Source organism: Nocardiopsis sp. YSL2 (assembly GCF_030555055.1).
GTDB lineage: Bacteria > Actinomycetota > Actinomycetes > Streptosporangiales > Streptosporangiaceae > Nocardiopsis.
This window is the reverse complement of the sequence record NZ_JAMOAO010000001.1, coordinates 657148-670481: the sequence shown is the minus strand read 5'-3', so window position 1 is coordinate 670481 and position 13334 is coordinate 657148. Positions and strand designations below refer to the sequence as shown.

Below are 13334 nucleotides of genomic sequence, written 5' to 3'. Positions count from 1 at the left end.
GCGGTCCCACCACGGGTAGGTGCCTCTCGACGGAGACGACGACAAGGGGGCGAGATGGACGAGAGATCGGACCAGGACCGCTGGTGGTACTGCCTCGTGCACCATCGGGTCGAACACGGTGCGGGCTGCCCCAACAAGAAGCGCATGGGCCCCTACGACAGCGAGGAGGCGGCCTCCCACGCCCTGACCACCGCGGCCGAGCGCAATTCGGCCTGGGAGGAGCAGGAGAAGGAGGACTGGTGACCTGGGTGCGGTCGTGCCGGGGGTGCTCTGACAGGATCGGTGCATGAGTGAACAGAGCACGCCGGAGGGCGTGGACATCGCTGGGCAGACCATCGCCGTCCTGGGCGGTACGGGTGACCAGGGGCGCGGGCTCGCGCGCCGGTTCGCCCTCGCGGGGCAGACCGTGATCATCGGATCGCGCAGCGCCGACCGCGCGGCATCGGTCGCCAAGGAGTTGGTCGACGCGGAGGACGCGCGGGTCGACGTGCGGGGCCTGGACAACGCCGCCGCCGCGGCGGAGGGCGACATCGTCATCGTCGCCGTGCCCTGGGAGGGGCACCGCGACCTGCTGGCGGGACTGGCCGACGAGCTCGCGGACAAGATCGTCGTCGACTGCGTCAACCCGCTGGGCTTCGACAAGCGCGGCCCCTTCGCGCTGGACGTGCCGGAGGGCAGCGCCGCCCAGCAGGCCGCCGAGGTCCTGCCACGGAGCCGCGTCACCGCGGCCTTCCACCACGTGTCCGCGGTGGTGCTGCTGGACCCGGAGGTCTCCGAGGTCGAGCTCGACGTCCTGGTCCTGGGCGAGGACCGCGCGGCCACCGACGTCGTGCGCGCGCTGGCCGACCTGATCCCCGGGGTGCGGGGCGTGTTCGGCGGACGGCTGCGCAACGCCCACCAGGTCGAGGCGCTGACCGCCAACCTCATCGCGGTCAACCGCCGCTACAAGACCCACGCGGGCGTGCGCGTCACGGGGCTGTGAACCCCGGCCCCCGACCCGCGGACCGCGGGTGATCCATGGCCGTGATCCCGGCGCGTGGCGTCGGGAGGGCGAGTCCGGGCCCGGGGCACGGGGCCCGGACTCGGGTCCCGTGCCGTGCCGCGCCGGTCGGGGAACCGGGGGCGCGGCACGGCCGGGAGGTCCGGGTCAGCCGCAGAAGGCGGCGCGCTCCTGATCGGTCATCGGCCTCGTGGACTGGGTGACGGTGCCGCCCTGGTCGTCCGTCGGCCCTTCGGCGGTGAAGGGCGCGTACCAGATGTAGTGGCCCCACTGGCGGCTGCCGAAGTGCAGCTCGTAGGTGCCGTGCACGCGCTGCATCCTCGGCCCGTAGTACACGGTGGCGACCTCGCCCGGCTGGGCGGTGATCTGTGTCCGCTGGGTCTGTGTGTGCTCCGAGCTCCACTCGTGGCCGTAGGAGACGCTGAAGCTCTGCTTGAAGACCACGCCGAACGTGGCCGTCATCGACAGGTTCACGCTGTTGGACTCGCCCGTGGTCTTGGACCAGGCCACCTGGGACAGCTGTTCGTGGTCGGTGCAGTTGTAGACCGGAGAGCCCACCCGCTCGGCGGTGTTCTGGAAGTACTCCGGTGCGCCCGAGGGGTGGAACTCGCACAGGTCGGTGCTCTCACCGCACCTCTCCAGCAGCTCCCGGACCGTCGGGGTGTCCTCGTGGTCGGCCGCGGCCGGGGCGGGGGACAGCGCCAGGGCCGCCGCCACCGCTCCGGCGGCGAGGGTCCGCATCGCGGTGCCCCTCCTGGGGCGGGGGATCACGGGCATGCCGCCTCCTCAGCGTCGGTCATCGGGCGCACGTTCTGTGTGACGACCTCGTCCGGCGAGCCCGGGACGGGTCCTTCGGCGGTGAAGGGCGCGTACCAGATGTAGTGGCCCCACTGGCGGCTGCCGAAGTGCAGCTCGTAGGTGCCGTGCACACGCTGCATCTGCGGTCGGCGCTCGACCCAGCCCACCTCACCGGGGCCGGTGTTGACGAAGGTGGTCTGCGATTCGGTGTGCGAGGTCGTCCAGGTGTGCTCGAAGGACTGCTCGTAGGACACCGAGAAGACCTCGCCGAAGCCGGCCTCCGTGGTCAGGGCCAGGCCGACGCTGTTGCTCTGGGACGTGGTGTCGGACCACCGCACGGCCATGTTCTGGCGGCCCGAGGTGCAGTTGAACACCTCCGATCCCACGACCCGGCCGCCGGCGGCGAAGAGCTCGGGCTCTCCTCCGGGGTGGAACTCGCACAGGTCGGTCGTCACGCCGCACCTCTCCAGCAGCTCACGCACCGTGGGCGTGCCCTCGTGGTCGGCGTGGGCCGGGGTCGGTGCCGTGGTGACCGCGGTCGCCACGGCGACCGCGGCGGCGGTGAGCACGGCGTACGTGCGTCTCATGTCGGTTTCTCCCATCGGAGCGGGGGCGGGGGAAGGGGAGACGGGCGTCAGCCCAGAGTGGTGGAGACGGTGCGGTCGTTCATGTAGCCGCCGATGTCGGGGGTGTTCTCGCGGTAGGGGCCGTCGCGGTCGCCGGTGCCGTCCGGGCCCGCGTGCAGCCACAGCGAGCACCGTGCCCAGGGCTGGGCCGAGGAGATGATGCCCTGCCAGTCCGAGGGGAAGGTGAACCAGAACTCGATGTCGTCACCGCCCTGGCAGGTGTTGTCCCCGTAGAGGGTGAACGTGGCGCCGCCGTAGTTCGCGTGCTCGAAGTAGGTGCCGATGATGACGTCGAAGTCGCTCGCGGCGGCGAGCGTGCCGGTCCGGGAGACGGACAGGGCGCGCTCCTGTTCGGCCAGCGTGCGTCCGACGCGGTCCTCGGCCGCGTCGATGGCCTGTGCGTAGGTGTCGAAGCACTCCTGGCCGCCGCCGTCGATGTCGCCGACGCAGTGCCGCGCGGGTGCGGGGGCGGCGGTCGCCGGCAGGGGGGAGGCCAGGGCCGAGGCGAGGGTTGCCGCCGTGAGGAGGGCGCTCGCGCCGAGTCGGCGGGGTGCGGGGGGCATGCGTTCTCCGTTTCGTCCGGGGGCGGGACGTTACTGAACGCATGTTAACAGGGCGCTACGTGGGGATTTGGCTACCGAGGGTAGCGTTCGCGGGGTGCGCTGCGCCTTCGTCCGAAAAAGAAAATTCGTGTCCCGTCGGGCGCCGCGTGCCCCACGTGAGTGCGGGGCACGCGACCTGGAGTGACGGGTGGGTCAGGAGATCCAGCCCTTGACCTTCTCCACGAGCTTGGCCGGGTTGTCGCCGACGGGGGTCACGTTGAGTTGCGTGACCCCGGCCGCGCGGAAGGCCTCGACGCGCTCGCGCACGTAGGACTCCGGGCCGACCATGTTGGTCAGCTCCACGAACTCCTCGGGCACCGCCGCGGCCGCCTCCTCCTTGCGGCCCTCCAGGTACAGGTCCTGGATCTTCTCCGCGGCTTCCTCGTACCCGTACCTGCGAGCCACGGTGTTGTAGAAGTTCTTGCCCTTGGCACCCATGCCGCCCACGTAGAGCGCGATCATCGGGCGGACGAGGTCGAGCAGCTTCTTGGTGTCCTCGCCCTCACCGATGGCCAGCAGTCCGCCCGCGGAGATCTCCAGCTCCCCCAGGGACGGGTCGCGCTTGGCCTTGCCGGCCTCGATCGACGCGCCCCACACGCTCTCCGCCTTCTCCGGGATGAACAGGTGCGGCAGCCAGCCGTCGGCGATCTCGGCCGTCATCGCCACGTTCTTCTCGCCCAGGGAGGCCAGGTAGATCGGGATGTCGCTGCGCCGGGGGTGGTTGACGAGCTTGAGCGCCTTGCCCAGCCCGGTACCGCGCTCCGGCGGAAGGGGGAGCTGGAAGACGGAGCCGTCGTGGGTGAGGCGCTCCTCCCGCGCCCAGATCTTGCGGCAGATCTCGACGGTCTCGCGGGTGCGCGCCAGCGGCTTGGTGTAGGGCACGCCGTGCCAGCCCTCGATGACCTGCGGCCCGCTGGCCCCCAGGCCGAGGATCGCGCGCCCGTCGGAGAGGTCGTCCAGCCCCGCCGCGGTCATCGCGACCAGGCTGGGCGTGCGGCTGTACAGCGGCAGGATGGCCGAGCCGATGGCCACCGTCTCGGTCCGTGCGGCGATGTAGCCCATCAGGGTGGGGCTGTCGAAGCCGTAGACCTCCGCGACCCACACGGTGTCGAGTCCGGCCTTCTCCAAATCGACGACCAGATCGACGGCCGCCTTGGGCTCGCCCGCGTACTGGAGCGGCATCGAGATGCGCATGTGTCCTCCCGGAGGGCCGGACCCCGGCCCGTGTCGGTGCTCGGTACGGTGCGACTCTACTCCCGAGTACCGTTCGGGTTGTCGTCCGCCTCACACTCCGGAACGGGTCCCGGGCGGAGCCGTGCGCCGACGGGCGGCCGTCGGCGCACGGGTCCGGCGGGCCGTACCGCCGACCGGGACGGACCCGACCGGCGGTACGGCGGTGGTGCGGTGGTGCGGCCGGACCGGCCGCGACCGGGTCAGGCGCTGTAGGAGTGGCGCTCCTCGGGGAAGGCACCCTGGACGACGTCGTCGGCGAAGCTCGACGCGGCCTCGCGCAGCGTCTCGTTGAGGTTGGCGTAGGCCTTGACGAACTTGGCCACCTTGGGGCTGAGTCCCGCCATGTCCTGCCACACCAGCACCTGGGCGTCCGTGGACGGGCCCGCGCCGATGCCGATGGTGGGGATGGACAGCTGCTCGGTGACCTGCGCGGCCAGCTCGGAGGGCACACACTCCAGCACGAGTGAGAACGCGCCCGCGCGCTCCAGCTCCTTGGCGTCCTTGAGCAGGTCGGCCGCGGCCTCGCCGCGCCCCTGGACCCGGTAGCCGCCCAGCGTGTTGACCGACTGCGGGGTCAGGCCGACGTGGCCCATGACCGGGATGCCGGCGGAGACCAGCAGTTCGACCTGGTGGGCCACCGTGTGGCCGCCCTCCAGCTTGACCGCCTGGGCCCGGCCCTCCTTCATGAAGCGGCTGGCCGCTTCCAGGGCCTGCTGGGGCGAGCCCTGGTAGGAGCCGAACGGCAGGTCCGCCACGACCAGTGCCCGCTGGGTGGAGCGCGCGACGGCGGCCGTGAGCGGGACGAGCTCGTCCATGGTGACGGGAACGGTGGTGTCGTAGCCGTAGACGACGTTGGCCGCGGAGTCGCCGACGAGCAGGACGGGGATGCCCGCCTCGTCGAAGACCCGGGCGGTGAGGGCGTCGTAGGCGGTGAGCATCGGCCAGCGCTCGCCGCGCCGCTTGGCGGCGGCCAGGTCGCGGACCGTGACGCGTCGGGAGGTCACTCCGCCGTACAGGGTGTTCCCGCCGGTGGAAGCCTTGGCTGTGGTGTTCATGTGTGAATTCCTCCGTTGTCTCGAAGCACCTCGGGGGTGTCTCCGGACGTATGGACGAGTTGTCGCGCTCGGGCGCGAAGGGCCCTCGGGGGCCAAGGGTGTGCGGCGCGCCGCACGACAGCATCATCGCACGGCGTCCCGACGCCGAATTCCTTGGGATACAACCCGTTTGCGCGGGCGCCGCATTCCCGATAGCCCTGAGTGTCACGGGGCGTGGAGTCCCAGCTCACATCGGAGGTGTCCGTGGATCGGCAGACGGGGTATCGGCGCAGGTGGGGCGGACTGGCGGTGCTGATCATCTGCCTGTTGGTGATCGTCGCCGACAACACGATCCTCAACGTGGCACTGAGAGTGCTCTCCGACCCCGCACTCGGGTTGGGGGCGAGCCAGTCCCAGCTGGCCTGGGCGATCAACTCCTACACCCTCGTGTTCGCGGGGCTGCTGTTCACGTTCGGTGTGCTGGGGGACCGGTGGGGGCGCAGGCGCCTGCTGGTGGCGGGCCTGGTGGTGTTCGGGGCGGCCTCGGCCCTGTCGGCCTACTCCCAGAGCCCCGAGCAACTGATCCTGGCCCGCGCCGTCATGGGGTTCGGCGCGTCCATGGTGATGCCGCAGACCCTGTCGATCATCACCAACGTGTTCCCGCCCGAACAGCGCGGTCGGGCCATCGGCATCTGGGCGGGGTCGGTCGGCCTGGCCCTGGCGATCGGCCCGTCGGCGGGCGGACTGCTGCTGGTGAACTTCTGGTGGGGTTCGATCTTCCTGATCAACGTGCCGTTCGTGCTGATCGGGCTGGCCCTGGTGTTCTTCCTGATCCCGGAGTCGCGCGACGAGAACCCGGGGCGCCCGGACGTCGTCGGCGTCCTGCTGTCCGTCCCGGGCCTGGTGCTGCTGATCTACGGCATCATCACCGCGGGGGAGCGCGCGTCGCTGGCCGACTGGGACGTGTACGGTGCCCTGATCGCTGGTGTGATGGTCATCACACTCTTCCTGTTCCATGAGTCGCGCACCACCGACCCCTCCCTGGACGTGCGTTTCTTCCGCAACCCCAGGTTCAGTGTCTCGATCGCCATCATGATGGTGCTCTTCTTCAGCATGTCCGGGCTGATCTTCTTCCTCAGCTTCTACTGGCAGAGCGTGCGCGAGTTCACCCCGTTCGTGGCGGGGCTGCTGGTGCTGCCCGCCGCGGTGGGGCAGATGATCATGGCGCCCCTGAGCCCCACGCTGGTGCGGTGGGCCGGGCCCCGCCGGGTCGCGGCGGCGGGGGTGCTGGGCGTGTGCGCGACCTTCGCCTTCTTCACCCAGCTCCAGGTGGCGACCCCGCTGGTGCTCATCATCGTCATGACCTTCGTCCAGGCCTCGTCCATGGCGATCGTCCTGACGCCCGCGACCGACGCCATCATGTCCTCCGTCCCGCCCGGCAAGGCCGGGGCCGCCTCCGCGGTGCAGAACACGGTCCGCCAGGTCGCGACCGCGATGGGGGTCGCGGTCCTGGGCGCGCTCATCTCGTTCCGGTACCGCGCCGGGATCACCCCCGAGCTGGAACGGGTCGCCCAGGACGAGGGCACGCCCGACCTCGCGCCCGCCGAGCTGCACGAGGCCGGTGAGTCGGTCGAGGCCACCATGGCGCTGGCGCGGCGGCTGGGGGAGCAGGGGCGGGCCCTGGTCGAACCGGCCAAGGAGTCCTTCCTCGACGGGCTGCACCTGGGGGCGACGCTGTCGCTGGGCTTCGCCGCGCTGGGGCTGGTCGTGGTCCTGATCTGGATGCCGCGCGAGGCGGGCCGCCACCAGTCCGGAGAGGACGCGCCCCGCGAACCGGAGCCAAAGGAGAGCGCGAACTGACCGGCGCGGTGCCAGGGGCGCGGCGTTCCCCCCGGCGGCCCGACGCGGTGTCCTCGGTTCCGGCTACCGTGGTGGCATGCGCCTGACCGCCTTCACCGACGTCTCCCTGCGCCTGGTCATGCGCCTCGCGGTCGCCCGCGAGGACGAGCGCCTCACCACGCGGGACGTCGCCGGCACGCTCGCCGTGCCCTACACCCACATGGCCAAGGCGGTGGCGCGACTGTCGGACCTGGGTCTGGTGGAGGCGCGGCGGGGCCGGGGCGGCGGTCTGCGCCTGACCCCTTCGGGTCTGCGGGCCACGGTCGGGGACATCGTGCGCGAACTCGAGGGGTCGGGCGACCTCGTGGGCTGCGAAGACGATCCGCCGTGCCCGTTGCGGGCCGCGTGCCGTCTGCGCGGTGCCCTGAGCAGGGCGCGCGAGGCCTTCTACGCCTCGCTCGACGAGGTGACGGTGGAGTCCCTCGTCTCGGCGCCCGCCGATGAGGTCCTGACGCTGCTGCGAGGGCCCGAGACACCCGCCTGAGCAGGGGTCTCCTCCGTTGACGCACCCCGGGGAGGGGCGGCCTGCGGGCGGTTTTAATATGCATATCAGATACCAATTATCTGACCCGGGACACCGCCCCGGGAAAGGGAGGACGCATGCTCTCCACCGAGTCCGCCGCCACGGTCCGGGCCACGATCCCCGCCGTGGCAGGGGCCCTGGACGCCATCACCGCGCGCTTCTACCTCACGATGCTCGGCGAACGGCCCGAACTCCTCGACGGCATGTTCAACCGCGGCAACCAGGCCTCGGGCGAACAGCGCCGGGCGCTGGCGGGCTCCATCGCCGCCTTCGCCACCCTGCTGGTGGACCACCCCGACGAGCGCCCCGACGCCATGCTCGCCAGGATCGCGCACAAGCACGTCTCCCTCGGAGTCACCGAGGACCAGTACGTCATCGTGCACAAGTACCTCTTCGACGCCATCGCCCACACGCTCGGCGAGGCCGCCACCCCCGACGTCGTCGCCGCCTGGGACGAGGTGTACTGGCTCATGGCCGGGGCGCTCATCGCGCTGGAGGCCCGGCTGTACGCGGAGAGCGGGATCACCGGGGGCGACGTCTGGCGGCCCTGGCGGGTGGTGGAGCGCGACGAGCAGACCCCCGACACCGCCTCCTTCACGTTGGAGCCCGCCGACGGTGGCCCAGCGCCCGCGTTCCTGCCCGGCCAGTACGTCAGTGTGCGGGTCCGGCTGGCCGACGGCGTCCGCCAGTCGCGCCAGTACTCCCTCATCGGCGCCGCCGACGACCGGCGCCGCATCACGGTCAAGCGCCTGCGCGCCGATGCCGCCCCGGCGGGGGAGGTCTCCACGCACCTGCACGAGCGGACCCGGCCCGGTGACGTCCTCATGGTGTCCGCTCCCGCGGGCGACGTCGCGCTGTCCGAGGGCGAGCACCCGGTCGTGCTGGCCTCGGCCGGGATCGGCTGCACCCCCATGATGGGGATGCTCCAGCACCTGGCCGACCAGGGCAGCACCCGGCCGGTGCTCGCCCTGCACGCCGACCGCGCCGCCCAGGACCACGCGCACCGGGAGGAGGCCGCCGCCCTGGTCGAGCGCCTGCCCCGCGGCCACCGCCACACCTGGTACGAGTCCGGGGCAGGAGGCCGCACGGGCCGGATGGACCTGGCGGGCCTGGACATCCCCGAGAACGCCGAGGCCTACCTGTGCGGTCCCCTGCCGTTCATGCGCGAGGTGCGGGCCCAGCTCATCGGCGCGGGCGTGCCGCCGCGCAGGGTGCACTACGAGGTCTTCGGGCCCGACCTGTGGCTCGCCGCCGACTGAGCGCCGCCGTGCCCCCAGGCGACCGTGCCGAGGCCGCCTGGGGGCGCCCTGCGCGGCCGGGAGCCGCGGCCCCGACCGCCCTGATCGGCCGAGAACGGTCTTGTGGGCAGCGGTCAGGCGACGGAGAGACCGACGTCGTTGAGCCCGTGCAAGGCCGGTGGCCCCGCCTCCGTGTTCGTCGGACGCGACCGCCGGCCCGCCTCCCGGGTGTCAGGTTCGAGGTCGTCCGCGGCCGCATGGGATTTGCTCCCTTTGCGTGGCATGGCCTAAGTTGGCCGCATGGCTAACTTAGCCGATCGGCCAAATTCAGCTCGCGGACACCGCCGCCGCGAGGAACTCATCGATGCCGGGCTCGCCCTGCTCGTCGAGGGCGGCTGGCCCGCTGTCACCGCCCGTGCCGTGGCCGCACGCAGTGGCGCCAACACGGGGCTCATCCACTACCACTTCGGCGGTCTTCCCGCCCTGCACACGGCGATCGCCCGGAGAGCGGGCGACACGGTGGTGATGCCCGTCGTCGAGGCACTGCTCGCCGCCCCGGACGCGAGCGCGGCGCTCGACGCGGTACGCGCCGCGCTGCCCCGGGTCACGGGTGACGAGAAGGTACTCCGGCTGCTCGTGGAGCTGATGGCGGGGATGACGCGCCATCAGGAACTCGGTACGGCGCTGCGGGAGGGGCTGCGGGAGGCACGCGGCCAGATCGCCGACTGGCTCGGAAGGCTGAACCCGCAGTGGTCGGCCGGGCGGAGGGCCGGGACGGCGACGCTCATCGCGGCGCTGCTGGACGGGCTGCTGCTGCACCACCTGCTGGACGCCGAGCTGTCCGTCGAACCCGCCCTGACGGCGCTCGGCGAGTTGATCGGGGAGCGCCCATGAAGGTCCTGGTCTCCGGCGGCGGGATCGCGGGTCTCACCCTCGCCTACTGGCTGCACCACTGGGGCCACACCCCGGTGGTGGTCGAGCGCGCTCCGCACGGGCGCCTGGGCGGCTACGGCATCGCCAGCGGCGTGCCCGCACCCTCGCCCGCTCCCTCGTCCCGGCCACCCGTGCCGGCCTCGCCATGCAGAGCACCATCACCCGGCTCGTCCTGCGCGACGCCTTCACCGGACTGCTGCGCCGCGGATACGGCGACACCACCAGCATCCTCACCCGTACCTGAAAGGCACCACCGTGGAGATCACCAAGCGCCCCACCCCACCCACCGGCATCCGCCGCCTGCTGTTCCGTGCCCCCATCCACCTCTACCGCATGCGCCTGGGCTGGCTCTTCGGCGGACGATTCCTCCTGCTGAACCACACCGGACGGGTGTCGGGCAAGCGCCGCCAGGTCGTCATCGAAGCGGTCGAGCACGACCGCTCCGACGGCAGCTACGTGGTCTGCTCCGGGTTCGGCCGGAAAGCCGCCTGGTACCAGAACCTCCTGGCCACCCCCGAGACCAGCATCCGCGTCGGTGTGCGCACGATCCCCGTCACCGCACACCCCCTTGGCACGGAGGAGGGTGGTGACTTCATGGCCCGCTACGCGCCCCGCCACCCCCGGGCCGCACGCAATCTCGTGCGCTTCATGGGATTCTCCGTCGACGGCACCCAGGAGGACTACCGCGAGGTCGGCCGCCACCTGCCCTTCGTCCGACTCAGTCCGCGCACACGGTGAGGCGGTGCCCGCCCCGCGACGGGCGGCCTCCACGGAACATGCCTTAGGGCGTGTGTGAAGGGGAGGCCCCGACCACCGACACCTCCAGGCAGCCGCGGTCGCCGCATCCCGTCACCAGGACGGTCACGATCCGCATCCCGGGCAGCCGTTCGGCGAGCAGCGCGGCGGCCGGTTCCAGTTGTCGCCCGTGCTCCTCGGCCGAGACCGGGTTGGCCGCGCAGTCCAGATGCCCCGCCAGCACCACGGTGGAACTGGCGTGGGCCCGCCGGGACACCCGGATCCGCTCCAGCAGCGGGGTGAGCCCCTCCTCGTCGGACGTGGCCACGAAGAGGTCGGGCCCCGGCTCCGTGACCATGTCGACGTGCTCGACGCCGAACCGCTCCCTGATCCACCGGGTGAGCGGTTCCTGGACACGGCCGTCGATACACGAGACGGCCGTGGCGAAGCCGCCGCCACCCATCACAGCACCTCCCTGGCGAGTTCCGGCGCGGGCGCGCCGCCTCCGGCGGCGGTGACGGCCGAGACGACGTCCGGGTGCACTCGTCGGGCACCGCGCAGGACCGCCCAGATTCCGTCCCGGGTGAGAACGTCGCGCACGGGGCCGCGGACCGTGGCCAGCCTCAGCTCGATGCCACGGGAGTCCAGGGTCCGGTGGAGTTCGGAGAGCGCGTGGGCCCCGTCGGAGTCGCAGTCGCTGATCGCGGAGGCGTCCAGAACGATGGTGCGCACCTCCGCGCGCTCGTCGGCGATGCCCACCAGGGTGTCGGTGACCCACTGGGCGTTGGCGAAGTACAGCGGCGCGTCCACCCGGACCACCGCGATCCCGGGATCGGTGGTCAGCCCCTCGTACCGGTCCACGTTGCGGAAGGTGCCGGTGCCGGGGACCCGGCCGAGCTCGGCGGTGTGCGGACGGGAGGAGTTCCACAGGACCACCGCGAGGCTGAACACCACGCCGGCGGCGATGCCGGGCTCCACACCGAACAGCAGGGTGACCAGGAACGTGACCCCCAGGGCGAACCCGTCCAGTCGCCGTGTGCGCCACACGGTCGCAGCGCCCCTCAGATCCACCAGCCCCGCGACCGCGACGACGACGATCGCCGCCAGGACCGCCTTGGGCAGGTGGTAGAAGGCCGGTGTGAGCACCAGTGCGGTGACCGCCACGACCGCGGCGGTGACCAGGGTGGCCACGGGTGTGCGCGCTCCCGCGGAGAAGTTCACCGCGCTGCGGGAGAACCCGCCGGCCACGGGGAAGGCCCCGAAGAGCCCGGCCGCGCCGTTGGCGGCACCCACGGCCACCAGTTCGGTGTCGGCCGACACGTGCTGACGGGACTTCGCCGCCAGTGCCTTCGCTACGGCGATGCCCTCCATGTAGCCCACGAGGGCGATGGCCAGAGCGGCGGGCAGCAGCGCCACCACGTCCCCCAGCAGGGCGTCGGGAACCGCGGGCATCGGCAGGCCGGCCGGCACCTCGCCCAGGACGGCCACCCCCCGGTCACCGAAGGAGAGCACGGCGCTGAGTCCTGTGACGGCGGCGACGACCAGCAGCGCGCCGGGGACCTTGGGGAACACCCGCTTGAGCAGGACCAGGGCGAGCACGCTCACCGCGGAGACGGCGATCGTCGGCCAGTGCGCGGTCGTGACCGCACCCGCGAGCGCCAGGATCGTCTCGGGCAGCGTCCCGGCGCGTTCGGCCCGCAACCCCAGCAGGTCCTTGAGCTGGCTGGCAGCGATGATGATCGCGGCCGCTGAGGTGAAACCGCTCAGGACGGGGTGCGACATGAAGTTGACCACGGCACCGAGCCGGAGCGCGCCCATCGAGAACTGGATCGCGCCGACGAGCAGGGCCAGAACACCGGCGAGCGCCGCGTAGCGCGCGGGGTCCCCGTCGGCGAGCGGCGCGAGCGCGGCCGCCGACATGAGCGCGGTGATGGCCACGGGGCCCACCGCGAGTGAGCCGGACGTCCCCAGGAGGGCGTAGACCACCAGCGGGACGACCGCGGCGTACAGACCGGTGGCCGGAGGCATTCCGGCCAGCGCGGCGTAGGCCATGCTCTGAGGAACCAGCATGACGGCCACGGTCAGGCCGGCCACGACGTCCGCCCTCAGAGTGGCCCTGGTGTACTGACCGAACCAGCCCAGCAGCGGGAGGAACCGGGCGGCACCCGTGCGCCGCTGCAAGGGGTAGTCGACTGTCGAAGAGCTCATCGGCGCGCCCCCGTCCCGTGCAGGACCGGTGCTCCCGCGGCGGCCCAGGCGATCATGCCGCCCGTCATCACGACGGCGCCGCGGATTCCCGCGGCCTCGAGATCGGCCCGGCACCGGTGGGCGCGGCGGTCGGACCGGCACACCAGCACCAGGCGGCGGTCTCCGGCCTGCTCCGCCACCTGCTTCAGGCGGTGGTCCGCCTGGCCCAGGGGCAGGTTGACGGCGCCGTCGATGCGTGCGTCCTCGAACTCGGACGGGGTGCGGACGTCCACCAGCAGGGTGTCGGGGGCGGACGCGATGAGCGCGCGTACGGACGCGACGTCGATGGTCTTGTCTGACATGGGTCTGGCTCCTGCCAAGGTACGGGCGGCCGACGGGGCCCGCGGCCCGGCGTTCGGCGCACTGTGGTCTGTGGGAGGCGGCGGGGGCTTCCGGTGCCGGAGGCCCCCGGGGGGGCTCAGGAAGGCGCGGTCCGCGCACCCGTCACCGGGACCGCGCCGGCGGC

Annotated in this window: 15 protein-coding genes; 7 read left to right on the top strand and 8 right to left on the bottom strand. The window is 72.1% G+C overall.

The window, feature by feature from the left end:
* The first annotated feature begins 54 nt into the window (after positions 1-54).
* Both M1P99_RS02920 and npdG read left to right on the top strand, forming a co-directional pair.
* Positions 55-243: a hypothetical protein gene (locus M1P99_RS02920; protein WP_304451138.1), complete on the top strand. Its 189-nt coding sequence runs from the start codon at positions 55-57 to the stop codon at positions 241-243.
* A gap of 43 nt (positions 244-286) precedes the next feature.
* Positions 287-982, top strand: coding sequence for an NADPH-dependent F420 reductase (gene npdG, locus M1P99_RS02915; protein WP_304451137.1), 696 nt, complete (start codon positions 287-289; stop codon positions 980-982).
* A 165-nt stretch (positions 983-1147) separates the two neighbouring features.
* On the opposite strand, the gene M1P99_RS02910 is transcribed toward npdG, so the two are convergent.
* The 5 genes from M1P99_RS02910 to panB all read right to left on the bottom strand — a co-directional run bounded on the left by M1P99_RS02910 (position 1148) and on the right by panB (position 5314).
* Positions 1148-1777: a hypothetical protein gene (locus M1P99_RS02910; RefSeq protein ID WP_304451136.1), complete on the bottom strand. Its 630-nt coding sequence runs from the start codon at positions 1775-1777 to the stop codon at positions 1148-1150.
* Entirely contained in the window at positions 1768-2385 is a 618-nt protein-coding gene (locus tag M1P99_RS02905; protein ID WP_304451135.1) for a hypothetical protein, read from the bottom strand. Before M1P99_RS02905 ends, M1P99_RS02910 begins: the two co-directional genes overlap by 10 nt.
* Before the next feature lie 47 nt (positions 2386-2432).
* Positions 2433-2987 (bottom strand): hypothetical protein, encoded by a 555-nt coding sequence (locus tag M1P99_RS02900; protein ID WP_304451134.1) that lies wholly within the window; start codon positions 2985-2987, stop codon positions 2433-2435.
* Between the two features lie 192 nt (positions 2988-3179).
* Positions 3180-4220 carry an LLM class F420-dependent oxidoreductase gene (locus tag M1P99_RS02895; RefSeq protein ID WP_304451133.1) on the bottom strand — a complete coding sequence of 347 codons (1041 nt, stop codon included), beginning with the start codon at positions 4218-4220 and terminating at the stop codon, positions 3180-3182.
* Between the two features lie 239 nt (positions 4221-4459).
* Positions 4460-5314, bottom strand: coding sequence for a 3-methyl-2-oxobutanoate hydroxymethyltransferase (gene panB, locus M1P99_RS02890; protein ID WP_304451132.1), 855 nt, complete (start codon positions 5312-5314; stop codon positions 4460-4462).
* Between the two features lie 243 nt (positions 5315-5557).
* Between panB and M1P99_RS02885 the strand changes: the two genes are divergently transcribed.
* The 5 genes from M1P99_RS02885 to M1P99_RS02865 all read left to right on the top strand — a co-directional run bounded on the left by M1P99_RS02885 (position 5558) and on the right by M1P99_RS02865 (position 10624).
* Positions 5558-7153 carry an MFS transporter gene (locus tag M1P99_RS02885; RefSeq protein WP_304451131.1) on the top strand — a complete coding sequence of 532 codons (1596 nt, stop codon included), beginning with the start codon at positions 5558-5560 and terminating at the stop codon, positions 7151-7153.
* Positions 7154-7229: 76 nt separating this feature from the next.
* The gene (locus M1P99_RS02880; protein WP_304451130.1) at positions 7230-7676 is read left to right on the top strand and encodes an Rrf2 family transcriptional regulator; all 447 of its coding nucleotides are present in this window, start codon (positions 7230-7232) and stop codon (positions 7674-7676) included.
* Between the two features lie 116 nt (positions 7677-7792).
* Entirely contained in the window at positions 7793-8974 is a 1182-nt protein-coding gene (locus M1P99_RS02875; RefSeq protein WP_304451129.1) for a globin domain-containing protein, read from the top strand.
* A 279-nt stretch (positions 8975-9253) separates the two neighbouring features.
* On the top strand, positions 9254-9847 hold the full coding sequence (locus M1P99_RS02870) for a TetR family transcriptional regulator (RefSeq protein ID WP_304451128.1): 594 nt from the start codon (positions 9254-9256) through the stop codon (positions 9845-9847).
* 294 nt (positions 9848-10141) lie between these two features.
* Positions 10142-10624 carry a nitroreductase family deazaflavin-dependent oxidoreductase gene (locus M1P99_RS02865; protein ID WP_304451127.1) on the top strand — a complete coding sequence of 161 codons (483 nt, stop codon included), beginning with the start codon at positions 10142-10144 and terminating at the stop codon, positions 10622-10624.
* 43 nt (positions 10625-10667) lie between these two features.
* Here the strand turns inward: M1P99_RS02865 and M1P99_RS02860 are convergent, their stop codons facing one another.
* Genes M1P99_RS02860 through M1P99_RS02850 form a run of 3 tightly spaced genes read right to left on the bottom strand, consistent with a single transcriptional unit; the run spans position 10668 to position 13170 of the window.
* Entirely contained in the window at positions 10668-11084 is a 417-nt protein-coding gene (locus M1P99_RS02860) for a carbonic anhydrase (RefSeq protein WP_304451126.1), read from the bottom strand.
* A complete protein-coding gene (locus M1P99_RS02855; RefSeq protein WP_304451125.1) occupies positions 11084-12829 on the bottom strand; it encodes a SulP family inorganic anion transporter in 1746 nt (581 codons plus the stop codon). The genes M1P99_RS02860 and M1P99_RS02855 overlap by 1 nt, the downstream gene beginning before the upstream one ends.
* Positions 12826-13170, bottom strand: coding sequence for a rhodanese-like domain-containing protein (locus M1P99_RS02850; RefSeq protein ID WP_304451124.1), 345 nt, complete (start codon positions 13168-13170; stop codon positions 12826-12828). The genes M1P99_RS02855 and M1P99_RS02850 overlap by 4 nt, the downstream gene beginning before the upstream one ends.
* Positions 13171-13334: the final 164 nt, after the last annotated feature.